Source organism: Tolypothrix sp. VBCCA 56010 (genome assembly GCF_050875635.1).
In the GTDB taxonomy this organism is placed as follows: Bacteria; Cyanobacteriota; Cyanobacteriia; order Cyanobacteriales; family Nostocaceae; genus Hassallia.
This window is the reverse complement of sequence record NZ_JBPAOH010000005.1, coordinates 76,795-93,583: the sequence shown is the minus strand read 5'-3', so window position 1 is coordinate 93,583 and position 16,789 is coordinate 76,795. Positions and strand designations below refer to the sequence as shown.

General features: G+C 43.1%; 17 protein-coding genes. 6 read left to right on the top strand and 11 right to left on the bottom strand.

From position 1 onward, the window contains the following. Window positions 1-896 precede the first annotated feature (896 nt). Window positions 897-2,054, top strand: coding sequence for an anthranilate phosphoribosyltransferase (gene trpD, locus AABK37_RS03180; RefSeq protein WP_432550159.1), 1,158 nt, complete (start codon window positions 897-899; stop codon window positions 2,052-2,054). Here trpD and AABK37_RS03175 read toward each other — a convergent pair. Next, window positions 1,984-3,057: a retropepsin-like aspartic protease family protein gene (locus AABK37_RS03175; protein ID WP_432550158.1), complete on the bottom strand. Its 1,074-nt coding sequence runs from the start codon at window positions 3,055-3,057 to the stop codon at window positions 1,984-1,986. The two genes, trpD and AABK37_RS03175, sit on opposite strands and share 71 nt — an antisense overlap. 378 nt (window positions 3,058-3,435) lie before the next feature. Between AABK37_RS03175 and carA the strand changes: the two genes are divergently transcribed. Beyond that, on the top strand, window positions 3,436-4,599 hold the full coding sequence (gene carA, locus AABK37_RS03170; protein WP_432550179.1) for a glutamine-hydrolyzing carbamoyl-phosphate synthase small subunit: 1,164 nt from the start codon (window positions 3,436-3,438) through the stop codon (window positions 4,597-4,599). Here carA and AABK37_RS03165 read toward each other — a convergent pair. Next, window positions 4,596-4,850 (bottom strand): hypothetical protein, encoded by a 255-nt coding sequence (locus tag AABK37_RS03165; protein WP_432550157.1) that lies wholly within the window; start codon window positions 4,848-4,850, stop codon window positions 4,596-4,598. The two genes, carA and AABK37_RS03165, sit on opposite strands and share 4 nt — an antisense overlap. Window positions 4,851-4,883: 33 nt before the next feature. On the opposite strand from AABK37_RS03165, the gene AABK37_RS03160 reads away from it, so the two are divergent. The 4 genes from AABK37_RS03160 (at window position 4,884) to AABK37_RS03145 (ending at window position 7,939) form a co-directional block, all read left to right on the top strand. Further along, window positions 4,884-5,321, top strand: coding sequence for an STAS domain-containing protein (locus AABK37_RS03160; protein WP_432550178.1), 438 nt, complete (start codon window positions 4,884-4,886; stop codon window positions 5,319-5,321). Between the two features lie 389 nt (window positions 5,322-5,710). Continuing rightward, window positions 5,711-6,193, top strand: coding sequence for a Mini-ribonuclease 3 (locus tag AABK37_RS03155; protein WP_432550156.1), 483 nt, complete (start codon window positions 5,711-5,713; stop codon window positions 6,191-6,193). A 91-nt stretch (window positions 6,194-6,284) separates the two neighbouring features. Beyond that, entirely contained in the window at window positions 6,285-7,562 is a 1,278-nt protein-coding gene (gene rlmB, locus AABK37_RS03150) for a 23S rRNA (guanosine(2251)-2'-O)-methyltransferase RlmB (protein WP_432550155.1), read from the top strand. A 74-nt stretch (window positions 7,563-7,636) separates the two neighbouring features. Beyond that, entirely contained in the window at window positions 7,637-7,939 is a 303-nt protein-coding gene (locus AABK37_RS03145; RefSeq protein WP_432550154.1) for a DUF1816 domain-containing protein, read from the top strand. 29 nt (window positions 7,940-7,968) lie between these two features. Here the strand turns inward: AABK37_RS03145 and AABK37_RS03140 are convergent, their stop codons facing one another. The 9 genes from AABK37_RS03140 to AABK37_RS03100 all read right to left on the bottom strand — a co-directional run bounded on the left by AABK37_RS03140 (window position 7,969) and on the right by AABK37_RS03100 (window position 16,524). Further along, a complete protein-coding gene (locus AABK37_RS03140; protein ID WP_432550153.1) occupies window positions 7,969-8,817 on the bottom strand; it encodes an alpha/beta fold hydrolase in 849 nt (282 codons plus the stop codon). Between the two features lie 113 nt (window positions 8,818-8,930). Then, complete coding sequence (locus tag AABK37_RS03135) at window positions 8,931-9,638, bottom strand: CAP domain-containing protein (RefSeq protein WP_432550152.1); 708 nt, start codon at window positions 9,636-9,638, stop codon at window positions 8,931-8,933. A gap of 133 nt (window positions 9,639-9,771) precedes the next feature. Beyond that, window positions 9,772-10,488, bottom strand: coding sequence for a CAP domain-containing protein (locus AABK37_RS03130; RefSeq protein ID WP_432550151.1), 717 nt, complete (start codon window positions 10,486-10,488; stop codon window positions 9,772-9,774). A gap of 90 nt (window positions 10,489-10,578) precedes the next feature. Then, the gene (locus AABK37_RS03125) at window positions 10,579-11,292 is read right to left on the bottom strand and encodes a CAP domain-containing protein (RefSeq protein ID WP_432550150.1); all 714 of its coding nucleotides are present in this window, start codon (window positions 11,290-11,292) and stop codon (window positions 10,579-10,581) included. 178 nt (window positions 11,293-11,470) lie between these two features. After that, window positions 11,471-11,770 (bottom strand): type II toxin-antitoxin system PemK/MazF family toxin, encoded by a 300-nt coding sequence (locus AABK37_RS03120; RefSeq protein ID WP_432550177.1) that lies wholly within the window; start codon window positions 11,768-11,770, stop codon window positions 11,471-11,473. 365 nt (window positions 11,771-12,135) lie between these two features. Then, window positions 12,136-12,279: a hypothetical protein gene (locus AABK37_RS03115; protein ID WP_432550149.1), complete on the bottom strand. Its 144-nt coding sequence runs from the start codon at window positions 12,277-12,279 to the stop codon at window positions 12,136-12,138. A 73-nt stretch (window positions 12,280-12,352) separates the two neighbouring features. Next, window positions 12,353-13,123, bottom strand: coding sequence for a DsbA family protein (locus AABK37_RS03110; protein WP_432550148.1), 771 nt, complete (start codon window positions 13,121-13,123; stop codon window positions 12,353-12,355). Between the two features lie 69 nt (window positions 13,124-13,192). Beyond that, a complete protein-coding gene (locus AABK37_RS03105) occupies window positions 13,193-13,744 on the bottom strand; it encodes a transposase (RefSeq protein ID WP_432550147.1) in 552 nt (183 codons plus the stop codon). Between the two features lie 146 nt (window positions 13,745-13,890). Continuing rightward, window positions 13,891-16,524 carry a DNA polymerase III subunit alpha gene (locus AABK37_RS03100; protein WP_432550146.1) on the bottom strand — a complete coding sequence of 878 codons (2,634 nt, stop codon included), beginning with the start codon at window positions 16,522-16,524 and terminating at the stop codon, window positions 13,891-13,893. Window positions 16,525-16,789: the final 265 nt, after the last annotated feature.

Genomic DNA, 16,789 nt, shown 5'->3' with positions numbered 1-16,789 from the left:
CCAAACACATGCTCTTTCGAGCCGAAATCGATTATAAAATGTATCCATGTCGCGCCTGTGCAGCATATTCTAGCAACTCAGATCGGCTAGTTCGCGCCGGCTTAATCCAATCATCAATGATTTTGTAAACCCGTTGATTGTGTATAGCCATATGTCCCAACCCATGCAAGGCACTCTCTATACAGGCTGGCTTTTTTAGATAAAGAGCAAATTCAAGGACTTCCAGAGTTAATTCAAAATACTCACAGTCTCCTTTATTTCCCCAACTACTTATTGGAGTCACGTCCCACAACATGTAACAAACAGAGTTAATGGGTGAAGCTCCAGGTTCATCTAAGTGACTTAGAATAGGTCTAGCACGCTTTTCAAAGCAATCAGTGTAGAGAATTTTGATGCACGAATAGCTGCTGTACGAGCTTGGGCAGGAACTGTTGGCTCTTTCAAGCTATAGATAATATCCGAAATTGAATTATTGAAAATTGCATTTATTCCATTCTTGACCTGTTTATCTGAAAAGCAAAGCAGATCGGAACCAGAATGTACTAATGTTCTATGGATGTACTCAACAGTTGTACGAGCATCGAACTTGGAATATGAAACGTGTTGATTGGCAGCCCGACCAAATATGCAATTGAGCCACTTTTCATAAGTTAGCATTGGTTTTTAAGCTTTTTGTATTAGCGATAATTTTCGAGGAGTGAAAGATTTTGATAGTGTTATCAAGCGCGATCGCACGCTCTTCTATTCATTTGCCATCGCCAATAAATGCTAATATTATCAGATTGCACCCGCAAAACCGTTAAAAATCAGTGCATAAGCCAGGTATGCTGAATAAGTCGGGATTTTCATCAATGCCATATTAAGCGTTAAAACGCTTACTACGAAGAATCCAATTTATGACAAATTCCCCCATCCCCGCGCTTGAATTTTCCGCTAGCTGGACACTGCTGCAACAATTATTAGACCGCGAATCCTTGTCTCGCAATCAAGCTGCTGAATTGATGCAAGGATGGTTAAACGAAGCTATTCCCCCAGAAATATCAGGAGCAATTCTTACAGCATTGCACTTCAAAGGCGTTTCTGCCGACGAATTGGCAGGAATGGCTGAAGTCTTGCAAGCTCAGTCTGTAGGGAGACAAGGGGGACAAGGGGACAGGGAGACAAGGGGACAGGGGGGACAAAGGGGACAAGGGGGAGAACTCTTAACTCCTAACTCCTCACTCCTAACTCCCCCTCCCCCCCTCTCCCCATCCCCCCTCATCGATACTTGTGGTACTGGCGGTGATGGTGCATCGACATTTAATATTTCCACAGCGGTGGCTTTTGTGGCTGCGGCATATGGTGTGAAAGTTGCCAAGCACGGCAATCGTTCAGCATCTAGTCGCGTGGGTAGTGCGGATGTTTTGGAAGCTTTGGGTGTGAATTTAACTGTCTCTAGCGATAAGGTACAAGCAGCACTACAAGAGGTGGGGATTACTTTTTTATTTGCCCCTGGTTGGCATCCAGCACTCAAAGCTGTTGCTTCATTGCGACGTACTTTGAAGGTGCGGACGGTGTTTAATTTACTTGGACCTTTAGTAAATCCGTTGCGTCCGACTGGGCAAGTTATCGGAATATTCGATCCGCACCTTTTAGCAACAATTGCTCAAGCTTTACAGCAGTTAGGTACACAAAAAGCAATTATTTTGCACGGACGAGAAAGACTTGATGAAGCTGGCTTGGGAGATTTAACCGATTTGGCGGTGTTGTCTGTTGGTGAAGTGCAGTTGACAAGTATTAATCCCCAAGAATTAAATTTAACACCTGCTCCCATCGGAATGCTACGGGGTGGCGATGTTCAAGAAAATGCGGAGATTCTCAAAGCAGTACTCCAAGGTAAGGGAACTGCTGCACAACGAGATGTAGTGGCATTAAATGCGGCTTTAGCGCTGCAAGTTGGGGGTGCAGTTGAGTTGATGAACCATGCCCAAGGTGTTAGTGCGGCTAAGGATATTCTACAGAGCGGCGCTGCTTGGGCGAAGTTGGAACAGTTAGTTGAGTTTCTGAGGAATTAAGCTGTAAATCGTCATGAGGGCGAAATTCGACCACATCGCGTTTGATGGTGAGGTCGTAATTGCCAAAAAAGTCATGTCCGAGAAGTCCAGTTTCTAAATCTGAGCCGGCGATCGCTACTGCTACTTTATTAACTGATACTCCACCGGCTTCGATGGTATCAACATAACCGATGGAAAATTCTACGGCTTTGGAACTAGCGGTGTTTGCTTTAGCTTTCCCCACAGACACGACTCCCAAAGAATAAGCCATTTGCTGAGTGATAACTGTACCACTCGCTCCTGTATCGACAATCATCTCAAATTGCTGACTGTTATTGAAGGTAACTTCTATAATTGGTGTGCCGCCAATTCGCCGTTTGATGGGTACTGAAAATACTTCTTGCCGTTCTTTTTCTTTGGCTTGGTTGAGTGCTAGTGGCGGCGACGATACGGGAGGTGGTAGTTTTTTTACTTGTACGGGTGCAGGTTGGGGCAAACGTCGGAGGATGAACTTTGGTAATTCAGATGCTTGTGGAACAGCAACTACTATTTTCTGTGGTTCTGGTGATGTCGTTAAAAGCGGGTTAACAGTCGCTTTTTCCTGAGCATATTTGGCTTGGAGTTGATATTCAGTAATTTTTCTTTGAGCTAGAGCAAAGTCCGGACTTTCTTGCTGAACTTGTTTCATCAGAGCGATCGCATCTTGGTATTGACTCGCTACCAACTTCCAATCCGCGCTTGATTGAGCAGATTGACTAATACTTAAACCACCAATGGCTTTATCCAACCCCAACTCAAAAGAAGTCGGTTCAATCTTGACTGGTGTCTGAGATTTTGTTTCTGGACTAGCTGCTGGTGCAGTTTCACCAACGGAAGGTTCTGCTGCCAGATTATTCATTTGAGCTGGTTGCTCATTGCCACTGATCGCGGTATTTTGTTTGTCTTCACGACAGCCAAAACTCAACACCGCCAAAGTGCCTGATAGAAAAATTAGCAATCCACGGGATAAATAAGAATGAAGCATAATTACTTGACATTTTACCTGCCCAAGGCTCTTGAAATCTACTTCTGCACCTCCTAAAATTTTATCTGTTTAATTATTAATTTTTAATTAATTTTGCTTACAACTCAAAATTGAACAACTCATGAGATAATTAACATTCGCATGGGGCAATGGGCAATGGGCAATGGGCAATGGGCAATGGGCAATGGGCAATGGGCAATGGGAATTAAAGAAGTGGCTGTAAGTGATGCGCGTTCTAATACGATTCTTGCCATGCCCGATGACGGCAGGTGCTACAACGGAGGGAACCTCCGCAACGCACAGCCAAACCTATGCCCCATGCCCGATGCCCAATGCCCCATGCCCAATGCCCCATGCCCAATTCCCTACTTTTTACCTATGCCCCTGTCTGACGCAATACCTGCTTTACTTGTCCTGGCAGATGGAACTACTTATCGCGGTTGGTCTTTCGGTGCTACTGGCACTGCGATCGGGGAAGTGGTCTTTAACACTGGGATGACCGGATATCAAGAAGTGCTGACCGACCCTAGTTACTGCGGTCAGATAGTTATTTTTACTTATCCAGAATTAGGAAACACTGGAGTGAATCCTCTTGATGAGGAGTCAAAACGACCGCAAGTACAAGGTGCGATCGCTCGCAATATTTGTCATAAACCGAGTAATTGGCGATCGACACAATCGTTACCAGACTACCTCAAACAGCACCAAGTACCGGGTATTTACGGAATTGATACCCGCGCTCTCACCCGCAAAATTCGCATGTTTGGAGCGATGAACGGCGGCATATCCACCACAATTCTTGATGAGGCGGAATTGTTAGAAAAAGTACAAGCCGCTCCAAGTATGAAGGGATTAAATCTGGTTCGCGAAGTCACCACCCCAACGGTTTATGAATGGTCAGATCCCACCACTGCAACTTGGGAATTTAACCCGGTTGGTGTGGCAAATTCTCAAGAGTCCTTGACCGTTGTCGCTCTTGATTTTGGCGTGAAACGCAATATTTTACGTCGTTTAGCTGCTTACGGATGCCGAGTTGTCGTTGTTCCCGCAGACACCCCACCAGAGAAAATTCTCAAACACAATCCAGATGGTATCTTTCTTTCCAATGGTCCTGGCGATCCCTCCACAGTCACTGAAGGAATTGAAACCGCGAAAGCTTTGCTTTCTGCGGAAAAACCCATCTTTGGCATTTGCATGGGACACCAAATTTTAGGTCATGCATTGGGGGCGGAAACCTTTAAACTCAAATTTGGGCATCGCGGTTTAAATCAGCCCGCAGGATTGCAACAAAGGATAGAAATTACCAGCCAAAATCATAGTTTTGCCATTGACCCAGATTCTTTAACCGACACCCAGGTAGAAATCAGCCACCTGAACTTAAACGATCGCACTGTTGCTGGATTGCGTCATAAGTCTTTACCTGTGTTTTCAGTACAATATCACCCAGAGGCAAGTCCTGGGCCTCATGATGCTGATTATTTGTTTGAACAGTTTGTCCAATCAATGCAAGCAGCACGTCGCGCCGCCGCTGAAGTAAGCTAAAAATGTAGAAAGTGGTTAGGGATTGGGCATTGGGCAATGGGCATTGGGCAATGGGCATTGGTAATTGGTAATTGGTAATTGGTAATTGTCCCGCTGCTCCCCCTTGTCTCCCTGCAAAGTGCCACGCCAGATGCTTCACTTGGGGAGCCACCCCCGTGGGCGGGTTTCCCGACTTGAGGGGAGTGGCGTGAAACCCCAAGACCGCACTGGCTCCCCTGCCCGATGCCCGATGCCCGATGCCCAATGCCCAATGCCCGATGCCCAATGCCCAATGCCCCTATTTCATGAAGCCAGTTGTAGACAACTTGCTCAAAAATTATCTATACTTAAACGTTTACCTTAATGATGAGGAGGGAGTTATAGCTGAACCACTTAATCTAACCGTGAGCCTGAGAGGTACTCGCGAAGTCCGGGATAACTGTCAGCTATTCCGTCTCACAGGTCTGTTGGATGCCTTTTCGGAACCGACTTTTCGCAAGGTGCTAGGCAGCAAGATTGATGAAGGTCCTCTTCACATAATTCTGGATCTCTCACAGATTGACTTTGTTGATAGCTCTGGCTTGGGTGCTCTAGTGCAGCTAGCCAAGCAGGCTCAAAACGCCGAAGGCACTTTGCAAATTGTCACAAACGCCCGCGTTACTCAAACAGTCAAGCTTGTTCGCTTAGAGAAGTTTCTCTCGCTGCAAACATCAGTTGATGCGGCTCTAGAAAACATTAAGTAGTCGGGAATTGCTTGACAAATATAATTTAGCTATCCGATGTTAAAATCTGGATAGCTTAATTTTTATTACTTTCCGACAAAACAGATATTTTCCCTGATAAAAATAAAAGTGCGATCGCCCACTTTTTGCTATTGCGTATAAATGCCTAGTGGTGTACTAGCTAAAATAAAGAATAATAAACTCAAACTTGGGGATCGCAATTAAAGATACAAAAGCTTGGTAAAACCTGTTGGTAAAGTATAGACCAATCTGAAAATTATTTAACTAAATGTAAATTTAAAACTAAAAAGATAAAATTAGTAATAATTTTGGTAGTGTTGATTATGCTAGGTATATCAGCACCATAATCTGTGGAAAAAATTAATGTAGCCGAAAGGAATGATTAACTTGTGGAATCAAAGGAGGAAGAGCTATTAGATGAATCAAATGCAGCAAACAAGCAAAATTCATCTTCGTGCCAATTAATTAAAGCAACCACAGAGCAATTACCTCAAGAGATTTGCCGCTCGGATGTGCGAAAAATTTCTCCAGCAGCCCTGGCATATTTGGGGGATGCAGTTTATGAACTTCATATGAGAATGTTTTATTTGCTGCCACCGCAGCGAGTGGAAACTTACCATCGTTTAGTCGTGGCGCAAGTGCGAGCAGAAACACAAGCGAAAATATTGCGATCGCTCACTCCTTATCTGAGAGACACAGAATTAGAAATTGTTCGGCGCGGTCGTAATGCCGCTACAAAAAGTCCCAAGCGCCTTGAAAGAGAAGTTTATCAACAAGCAACTAGTCTCGAAACTTTAATTGGTTATTTGTATCTTACCGATTCTCAACGCTTAACCGAACTGCTGCAAAAACTCCAGCTAGAAAAACCGTGAGAAATATACCTCACTAAAAAAATAATAACTGAGAGTGTGTAAATTCAACTTGATTAAATTGGGATGCTCTTCATCCTTGTACCAAAGTAATATGTCAAATCCAAGAAAAAACAACTCGAATCGCGAAGCCAATCGCGCACCATCTTTAAAAATTAAAGGCAAGCGTGTCATTTCTAGTTCGATTCGTCCCCGACCTCAAGATGGCGAAGGCTCAAAAGATCAACCACGCCCGCGTCGCAAGTTCTCTGATGCATCGCCATCTAAATCAGGTTCAGGCGCTTTAGACGAACCACGGCTGCGTCGCAAGTTCTCTGATGCATCATCTAAACCAATAGGTGAAGGTGCTTTAGATGAACCACGGCTGCGTCGCAAGTTCTCTGATGCATCATCTAAACCAATAGGTGAAGGTGCTTTAGACGACTCACGCCCACCACGTCGCAAGTTCAGTAATGCATCTGCATCTAACAAGAGCGAAGGCGCCTCCTACGACTCACGCCCACCACGTCGCAGTTTCTCTGATGCATCATCAACAAAATCAACAGAAGATAGCGATCTAATCTACGGTCGCCATCCAGTGTTGACTGCATTAGAAAATCAGCGCGGTCTAAATCGAATCTGGATTACTTCTAAACTGCGCTACGATCCCCGCTTTCATAATTTGATTTTGCAAGCGAAAGACAACGGCACGGTGATTGATGAAGTTGAACCAAAGCGCTTAGACCAAATTACCTACCACGCAAATCATCAGGGAATAGCGGCACAAATTGCTCCCCACGCCTACATCGAGTTAGACGAGTTAATAAGCAAAGCTTTTTCTACTACCGATGCGCCAGTAATTGTCGTGGCTGACGGTATTACCGATCCCCACAACTTGGGAGCAATTATTCGTACAGCCGAAGCGATCGGCGCTCAAGGATTAGTAATCCCGCAACGCCGAGCTTCTGGAATCACTTCCACGGTGATGAAAGTCGCAGCTGGTGCCCTAGAAACCTTTCCGGTTGCAAGAGTAGTTAACCTCAGCCGCGCAATGGATGCCTTAAAAGCCGCTAATTTTTGGATTTACGGCACTGCTGTCAGTGGTAGCGTACCGCTGCATACCGTTGAATTCGTCAATCCCAAAGATGAAAACAAAAAACCAATTCCGATTGTTTTGGTAGTTGGCTCGGAAGGCGAAGGCTTGAGTATGCTCACACAACGCTCTTGCGATGTTTTGGTGTCGATTCCCTTACAAGGCAATACTCCTAGCCTGAATGCTTCTGTGGCGGCAGGTATGGCGCTTTATGAAATTTATCGCCAACGCTGGTTAAATACGTTGCATTTAGACAAATTACAAAAAACCGCTTGGAAAACGAATAATAACAGAGTATAAAGAAATGTAAATGAGAAAAAATCAGTAAGACACGTTTACCACCCAAAAAGCACACTTATCAACTGGCGAAAACTATGAAACCCATTTGGTATAACCTCAAAGAAGCGTTAATTAACACGTTCGACAACTTCGGCTTGGCTTGGTGGGTAGAGATTGGGACAGAAAATCCCCGTTGCACCTACTACTTTGGACCATTTCTCAGTTCTTCTGAAGCTAAAGCGGCAATCAAAGGCTATGTAGAAGATTTGGAAGTTGAAGGAGCGCAAGGAATTGCAGTAAATGTCAAACGCTGCAAACCTCGTACTTTAACAATTGCTGAAGATTTGGGGGAACGGATTGACCGTAAAGTAAAGCCTGCCTTTAGCGGTCAAATGTAATCGAATGGCTTATAGCTAATAGCTAATAGCTAATGGCTATTAGCTATTACTTGCGGATGCTGTTGCAGCCAAAAGTCAATATCGCTCAGTACTTGGTCAGGAATTTCCCACGGAAAGAGATGAGCGGTGTTTGGGTAGCTTTGCCACTGACAATTTATCAAGTGTTGAGCAGTTTCTAAACTGGAATTAACTGTGATGTGACGGTCTTCGGTACCAGCGAGTACCAGACTGGGACAGAAAATTTGCTCTAAGTCTGTAAGTCGATTGTAACCAGATTGAATCGCAGTATAAAGGGCGCGAGTGGCAGCGGATGAAGTTTGCAAATAAGCCGGCACCGCTGATGAGGCGATGTAGCCGTAAGCGGTGGGTGTATGTTGTTGAATTAGATAACGAAAGAGCGATCGCTTGCCAAATGTCTCAATATTCCACCGCCAACCTGGTTTTACACAGTTTAAAAGAGCAGCAATCCCAGTATACAAATTGTCCAGCAAACTAATCGGCGGATGATTTCCTCTAGGTCTAGCTGCCGTAGCAATCAAAATTAATCCAGTCACCCGCTGTGGTAGCATTAGTGCCAGTTCCATCGCCAAAATGCCACCGAGCGACCATCCCAACACTAAGCATTTTTCTATCCCTAAGCGGTCTAGAAGCGCTTCTAAGTCGGTCAAATGGTCGCGCATATCAAAATCACCTTTAAAGCGACTTTTGCCGTATCCGCGCAAATCTGGGGCGATAGTTTGAAAACGTTTTGATAAGCGATCGGTAAATACAGAAAGGCTAGAACCAGAACCTGGATGACCGTGCAGGCATAAAATAGGAAATCCTTCGCCTTGGATTTCTACGTTGAGATTAACGGCTTTACTATAAGGGTGGTACATTTAGAAGTAGGGAAAAGGGAAAAGGGAAAAGGGAAAAGGGTAAGGGGTAAGGTTAAAGGATCGAAAAATCATTTTCTTCTCAAGATGATAAAAAAACCTTTCTTTCCCAGTCCCTAATCCCTAGTTCCTAGTTTCTTGTCCCGATATCCTCCAGCATAATCAATCACGCACATTTGCCTGTAAGTCGAGTGAATGCCAAAAGCAACTCCTGCGACTTTAAAATCGGGGTTAAACATGTTTGTTCTATGACCCCGCGATGGTACTCCGTCATCTATAATTAACTGCATAACGATATCTTGAGCCGTGTGGGAACCATAGCTGATGTTTTCCCCAGCAGTTTTTTGCCAAGTTCCATAACGGTTGATGCGAATAAAGGGATCGCTTTTGTCGCTACCATCATGACCAATTGCACCTGTTTTTCCTTGGTCTTTCACATGATCTTTAGCAGCTAAAGACATACCCTTAGATGCAGTTAAAGTTCCCACCGGACGGACTGACTTGAGATAAGCGATCGCTTCATCGACTGCTTTGACTCCTTCAGTCGTTTGCAAATAGACAGTATCAGAGATTTTTACTCGTTTACCTGAAAAGCGCTTTTTATACTTTTCTAAGATAGCCGCATAAGCAGCAGGATTTGTTCTCGCCTTATTCATTTCTACAATCACTTGTTTTTCCAACGGCGAGAGGCTATTTTCCCGTGTGGATAATTGCGAATCTTTTTGAGTAGTTTCCGGTACAGAAGGGTGAGATTCAAACACAGTATCACAGGATGTAACTAGTAGGGTAATAGAGATAAATACCCAAAATAGTATGCGACGCATCAATAACCTCAAAAGTAGAAAGCAACCAATCAATATATGATTAGATTCATACAGTGAGAATTGGTTTCCTTTCTTAGCCGCTTTGAAACAGAGGCGATACTCTTAGAGAGTCACTCCGTTAACGCAATTAAATTTATTTTTCTTGATATCCTCCAGCATAGTCAATCACGCACATTCTTCTATATTTTGCGTGAATTCCGTAAGCGATTCCCACAACTTTGAAATCGCCGTTAAACATGTTTTTTCTATGACCCCGCGACGGTACACCATCATCTATAATTAACTGCATGACAATATCCTGGGGATTGTTTAAACCGTAGCTAATGCTTTCACCTGCGGTAATTAGCCAGGTTCCGTAGCGGTTCATTCGAGTAGAAGCGTCACTACCATCGCTACCATCGTGACCTATAGCACCTATTTTTCCAGTGTCTTTGACATGATCTTTCGCAGCTAAAGACATATTATTGCATGTAGTTAAAGTTTGCACGGGACGGACTGACTTGAGAAATGCGATCGCTTCATCGACTGCTTTGACTCCTTCAGTCGTCTGTAAAAAAACACCTTCAGAGATTTTCACTCTGTTGCCTGAAAAGCGCTTTTTATAGTTTTCTAACACAGCAACATAAGCAGCAGGATTTGTTCTCACCTGATTCATTTGGGCAATTACTTCTTGTTCGAGTGGTGAGAGATTATTTTCTTTGTGTGGAGATAATTCCGCATCTTTTTCAGGAGTTTCCAACACAGAGGAGTTGGAGAAAATAGCTAATGATTTGAGTTGGTCAAATCTTAGAGATTGTATTCCACTCTTAGGTAATTTCATCATCAGGGAGTAAATAATCAACTTCTTCATGTAACTTCACAAATTTTACCAAATATTCAAGTTAATTCCTTAAGGTAAATTACTGAATTAAATGTATAAAAAATCTTTATTTACTAGTCCCTAATCCCTACTTCCTAGTCCCTTGTCCCGATATCCCCCAGCATAGTTAATCACGCATATCGTTCTGTATGTGGCGTGAGTTCCATAAGCGACTCCTGCGACTTTAAAAGCAGGGTTAAAGATATTTTTTCTATGACCGCGATCGCGCACCCCGTCATCTATAATTAATTGCATGACGATATCTTGAGCCGTATTTAAACCATAGCTGATGTTTTCTCCAGCGGATATGCGCCAAGTTCCATAACGACTGATGCGAGTAGAAGGGTTGCTACCATCAGCACCATAATGACCTGTTACACCTTTTGCTCCTCGGTCTTTAACGTGATCCCTAGCGGCTAAAGACATCCCTTTAGATGTAGTCAAAGTTCCTACAGGACGAACTGACTTGAGAAATGCGATCGCTTCATCGACTGGTTTTACTCCTTCTTGCGTTTGTAAATAAGTATTGCCAGAAATTTTGACTCGTTTGCCTTGGAAACGCTTTTTATAGCTTTCCATAATCGGGATATATGCTTTGGGATTTGTCCGCACTTTGTTCATTTGGGCAATTACCTGTTCTTCTAAAGGTGAGAGGTAATTTGAAGAAGCTAACAAAGTCGGATTAACTTGGACTACAGCCGACTGGGAAGTAGATGTATTTGCTCTTGCTGGCTGATGAGAAAAGCTAGCTATCAACGCAATCGGGAAAACTACACACAATCCGAAGCGATGCATTCATTACCTCACAATTTCTGTTTTCAGGGTTAACACTGGCTAAATGCCCAATTTGGTTTTGGCATAATGTATCCGTTGTAACCTTGGAAACAAAAAATCGTAAACAGTAAGCTTACTGAGGTCGATAATATTAGCGATCGCCTCATTGATAATAAACGATGACGCGATCGCAGCAACTTTACAAACCCAAAAGAATCCGTAGTCTGTCTTCTACCATCATCATGGTGGTTGAAGAAATTACACCCCACAAATCGGAAAGTCTCTCTATGCTGATAGAGCGGACATCTTCACATTTAATATAACTTCGTTGTGTCAGTCCCCCTTCAGGAGGGTTAACTTCAACGTGGAAGGGAATCCCTTTGTTTTTAGATGTAATCGGTAGCACAACAGCTAATCCAGATGCCCCGGAATTGAATAAGTCTACCGATACAACTAAGCAAGGACGATTTCTGTGCCTGTTCGTGACCTCGTGTGGGATTCAAGTCAACAAGCCATATCTGTCAGGAGTGACCAAACCCCTTCGGGGCGGGTGTGGGGTTTGGGGTGTAGGGTGTAGGGAGGGAAAAAGCCCCGAAGTTCCGGTACAATCCTAAGCTTTTAAGTATGGAAAAAGAAAAAGATGTATTTCGAGACGCAAAGCGCGAGAAATACGGTGTCCTTATTTGAAACCCCATAATTAAATAATGGGGTTCCCGACACCCCACACCCTACCCCCTACACCCTTTTTCATGGCTTTGTAATGGTCATTCTAAGGCGTCAGCTAGAGTGATATCCCAAGCTTCTCTTTCTTCAAGTTCAGCCTGCCAAGCTTCTGAGTTGTTGCGTAAGGCAGCGTAAGCTTGGTTAGCTGACTCTAAAAACACTTGTCTTTTGGTATTGCTCGATCGCTTGATCGAGGATTGCTTGCATCGACTCCCCAGAGCGTGCAGCCAGTTCTTTAAGGATATTGTGAGATGTACTGCTGATTCTGATGGTAGAACTTTGCATACTGTGATTTTGTATACAAATTTGTATACATCGATGATAGCTTAGGGCGGGGTATCCCCGCCTTTAAAGATAATTACTGAGTAGCACGAGCCAAGACTTTTTCCATGTCTGATAGCTGCACAGCACCAGAGAAAGTTACACCATTCATGACAAAGAAAGGTGTACCAGTCAGCCCCAATTTTTGCGCTAGCTGCATATCTTTAACAATTGCATTATCGGCATAAGAGCGATCGCTTTTAAACTTGTCTAAATCCAACTTGAGATTTGTGGCAATATCTAAATACAAAGCCTCATCAAGTTGTTTTTGATTAGAAAATAGCGCATCACTATATTCCCAGAATTTGCCCTGCTGAAAAGCTGCCCAAGCAGCTTTTGCAGCTGGCAATGCTTGGGCATGAATTGGTGTCAGGGGAAAATGTTTGTAAACTAACGTTACCTTATCTTGATGCTTTTCCATAAACTTTTTCAGAGTTTTGTTAGCCTCAGCACAATAAGGACACTCAAAGTCGGAAAATTCCACTAAGACAATCTTTGAATTAGGCGAACCAGTAACAGGAGAATTGCCAATCACCGATTGGGGATTGATTTGTAAATCTTGCAAAAATGCCTGCTGTGATTGTCGTATTTGCTGTTGTTGTTGCTGCTGGTATGCTTGGACAGATTCTATAAGTACCTCTGGATGTTCGCGGATGATTTGTATAACTTGCTGTTCGAGTTTGGGACTGATGCGGGTGGCTGCTTGCGCGGGAAGTGACCAGCCTAAAATCAGACATAGCAAGCTTATTATTGCCAAGCTACGTAGGTAATTAAGTAAATTTGTAGACCAATTGAAAAATATACGCATGTTCGACATATATAGAGCAAAAAATTAATCTTAACTCAGTATCGCTGGAGACAGAAGAAAAGACCAATATCAGGGCGGGAAGACCCCGCCCCTACGGGGGTTGTGTGGATCTTTTACCCAACGATTTGGATTTGTAATAATATATTGCCGGATTGTGTGTAACGCCTGTTCTCTGCGGATGATGCGATCGTAAAAATTTCGTTGCCACACACGATGTCCGGGGGTATCATCAATTTGATTGATAATTTTCGTTGTTTGGTATTTGTAATAAGCAACAATTTGCCCCAACGTAGGTTTGCGTAGGGGCGGGGTCTCCCCGCCCTCCTCGGCGCCCCCCGCGCCCGTGGATTTATCCGTAATCACGATAATTCCGTGAATGTGGTTAGGCATGACGATAAATTCATCTAATTCAACATTGGGGAAACGATCGGGAATTTGAAACCAAAATCGATAGGCGATCGCACCCCTAAGTGTGAATTTCATATCACCATCAACCAAGTTACCTAAACAACATTCGCGGTATTGCGTGCAAATCGTCACAAAATATGCACCTATCAGAGAATAATCGTATCCTCGCAATCGAATAGAACGGCGATGATGAATATTAGGATTATATTTCACAGCGGATAGTGGGTAGGTGAACTGTAGGGGCGGGGTCTCCCCGCCCGTGGGGGTCTCCCCGCCCGTGGGGTCTCCCCGCCCGTGGGGGTCTCCCCGCCCGTGGGGGTCTTCCCTACGGTAATTATTCCCATCCCTACGCCAATTATTTATTCTGGCAAACCCTGAACTTGCATCAAATCCAATCCGCGTTCAAATATTTCATCAATCGGTAACATTTGACCATCAACAGTCATAAACTTATGGTCTTTTGTTGCCTGAATAGTTGAACCATCTTCCAGACAATATTCAAAAACTTCTTGCTGACCGCGATTGTGCCATTGGGCAATAACTTGAGTGTAAATATTCCCATTACTATCAACACTATACACACTGCATTCAATGCTTTTCTCGACAATTTTACCAATCGGTAAAAAACCATATTCTACCGTCAATACTTCCGTTTCATAGCTTAAGCAATATTCCGCAAACTTTAACATGTCGTTGAATAATTTTTCAGCGACTTGTTTATTAACTCCATTTTTTGCCGAGCCATCAATGAATTTTTCTCGTTGCTTTTCCATTTCCGCAACTTTCTTCTTACCCATTGCACGGCGCATTAAATCGGCTTGTCCTAAAGTATATCCACCCATATCTTGAGCAATTTTCATAATTTGCTCTTGATAAACCATAATTCCATAGGTTTCATTCAATATGGGTTCTAAAATAGAGTTACCGTATTTAATTTCCTCTCGTCCGTGCTTGCGATTAATAAAATCAGGAATCAATCCCGCGTCTAATGGTCCTGGTCGATAAAGCGCCAAAATCGAAGAAATATCTTCTATGTTGGAAGGCTTCAAATCGCGCACTATCTGACGCATTCCCGAAGATTCTAATTGAAAGATACCTTCTAATTCCCCAGCTTCTAAAAGTTCATAAGCCTTTTTTACTTCATTTGGTAAAACGCTATGTTCACCTTTTGCTAATATTTGCTGCGCTCTTCTTTCTTGACGGGTGATATCATCTGTATCAATATCATATCCACGAGTTTGTTTAATTAAATCAACGGTTTTCTCGATTAGCGTCAGATTTCGCAAACCTAAGAAATCCATCTTTAACAAACCCATAGATTCCAAGTCTTCCATGAAATATTGGGTAATCACAGAACCGTCATTATTCTTTTGTAGCGGCACAATTTCATCGAGAGGATCGGCAGAAATTACCACCCCAGCAGCATGAACACCAAAGGTTTTGTTAGTTCCTTCAATTCGCATCGCCATATCAACCCAATGGCGAACGTGCGGTTCATTATCATATTTTGCTTTAAACTCTGGTTCTGGGGTTGTATCAGAAATCATCACTTTGAGTTTAGTTGGTTTACCTCGCACCACAGGAATTAACTTTGCCATTCTGTCTGATTCGCCATAAGGAATATTTAACACTCTGGCGACATCTTTCAAGACAGCTTTAGAAGTAAGTCGGTTAAAGGTGATAATTTGGGCTACTCTTTCTGTACCGTATTTTTTTGTTACGTATTCAATAACTTTATCGCGTTGTTCAATGCAGAAATCTGTATCAATATCCGGCATTGATTTGCGTTCTGGGTTCAAGAAACGCTCGAATAATAAACCGTGATGTACGGGGTCAATGTTAGTAATTCGCATTGCATAAGCAACCAAAGAACCTGCGGCTGAACCTCGACCAGGACCGACGGGAATCTTATTATCTCTAGCAAATTTGATGTAGTCCCACACAACTAAAAAGTATGTGGAAAAACCCATCTTTTGCAGCATTTTTAGTTCATATTCCAACCTTTCTTTATATTCTGCATCAACTTCGCTACGCGATTTGCGATTTAATCGTTCTAAAAGTCCTTGCCAAGCAACTTCTTCAACGTATGTGTCAGCAGTGTGACCGGATGGTATAGGATAATTGGGAATGCGAGGCTCACCCATAATATTGTGGTAAGGCTCGACTTTATCTGCAACTTCTTCGGTAGTGTTTATAGCTTCGGCAATGACGTCATCTGGTAAATGGTCGCGAAATAGCTGACTCATTTCTTCAGCAGATTTAAGATATTCTGTGCCGCTATAACGCATCCGTTTATCTTCACTAATCAGCTTGCCAGTTTGAATACATAGCAAAGCGTCGTGTGCTTCTACGTCGAAACATGAAATATAATGGGAATCATTGGTGGCTATAAATTTAATTCCTAGTTCCTTGGCAATTTTGACAATTTCAACGTTAACAATTCTATCTTCTTGGGAACCGTGGTCTTGAATTTCTAAATAAAAATCATCGCCAAATACTTCTTTATACCATTGAGCGACTTTACGTGCGGCATCGGATCGATTGCTGAGAATTGCTTGGGGTATTTCTCCACCCAAACAAGCACTAGTAACTATCAAGCCTTCATGGTATTCTTGGAGTAAGTCTTTGTTAATGCAAGGACGAGAAAATATTCCTTTACCTTGTACACCTTTGAGATGAGAAATTGTAGTTAATTTAACTAAATTTTTGTAACCTTTTGTATTTTTAGCTAAAACAACTTGATGATAACGGGGACGACGTTCTTGTTTTTGGATATCGCCGTTAATTATATACATTTCGTTGCCAATAATTGGCTTAATATTTCTACTGCGGCAAATTTTGATTAGTTCGATCGCACCATACATCACACCATGATCCGTGAGGGCGATCGCTTTCATACCGAGGGCAAGTGCTTGATCGATCAACTCCGGTAACTGACTGGCGCCATCAAGCAAACTGTAATCACTGTGAATGTGCAAAGGGACAAAAGACATATACGTTACCCAACACCGACAAACAACACAAGCGTTTTCTATTAAACTACAGTAGCGAAGCTTTCATACACAGTGACAAAGAAAATATGCTTATGTTAAGGCGTAGATGCGTTCTTCTGCTTGTCGCGCGAACACATCGCACTTGCCCTCATCCAAGCCACTTTCATCGCAAATGCACGCCTGTTATTTTATTGTGGACAAGGAGTAGGGCAAAAACGGCAGTGCAGTCAGATAACTTTACATCAGTCACCCCGATGAAGACGCA

Excerpts from the sequence above, each read along its gene's own strand:
- AABK37_RS03135 (WP_432550152.1), bottom strand. The coding sequence starts at position 9,638 with ATGCGTCGCATACTATTTTGGGTATTTATCTCTATTACCCTACTAGTT.
- rlmB (WP_432550155.1), top strand. The coding sequence starts at position 6,285 with ATGTCAAATCCAAGAAAAAACAACTCGAATCGCGAAGCCAATCGCGCA.
- AABK37_RS03125 (WP_432550150.1), bottom strand. The coding sequence starts at position 11,292 with ATGCATCGCTTCGGATTGTGTGTAGTTTTCCCGATTGCGTTGATAGCT.
- AABK37_RS03110 (WP_432550148.1), bottom strand. The coding sequence starts at position 13,123 with ATGCGTATATTTTTCAATTGGTCTACAAATTTACTTAATTACCTACGT.
- AABK37_RS03130 (WP_432550151.1), bottom strand. The coding sequence starts at position 10,488 with ATGAAGAAGTTGATTATTTACTCCCTGATGATGAAATTACCTAAGAGT.
- AABK37_RS03145 (WP_432550154.1), top strand. The coding sequence starts at position 7,637 with ATGAAACCCATTTGGTATAACCTCAAAGAAGCGTTAATTAACACGTTC.
- AABK37_RS03140 (WP_432550153.1), bottom strand. The coding sequence starts at position 8,817 with ATGTACCACCCTTATAGTAAAGCCGTTAATCTCAACGTAGAAATCCAA.
- AABK37_RS03115 (WP_432550149.1), bottom strand. The coding sequence starts at position 12,279 with ATGCAAAGTTCTACCATCAGAATCAGCAGTACATCTCACAATATCCTT.
- AABK37_RS03175 (WP_432550158.1), bottom strand. The coding sequence starts at position 3,057 with ATGCTTCATTCTTATTTATCCCGTGGATTGCTAATTTTTCTATCAGGC.
- trpD (WP_432550159.1), top strand. The coding sequence starts at position 897 with ATGACAAATTCCCCCATCCCCGCGCTTGAATTTTCCGCTAGCTGGACA.
- AABK37_RS03160 (WP_432550178.1), top strand. The coding sequence starts at position 4,884 with ATGAAGCCAGTTGTAGACAACTTGCTCAAAAATTATCTATACTTAAAC.
- carA (WP_432550179.1), top strand. The coding sequence starts at position 3,436 with ATGCCCCTGTCTGACGCAATACCTGCTTTACTTGTCCTGGCAGATGGA.
- AABK37_RS03100 (WP_432550146.1), bottom strand. The coding sequence starts at position 16,524 with ATGTCTTTTGTCCCTTTGCACATTCACAGTGATTACAGTTTGCTTGAT.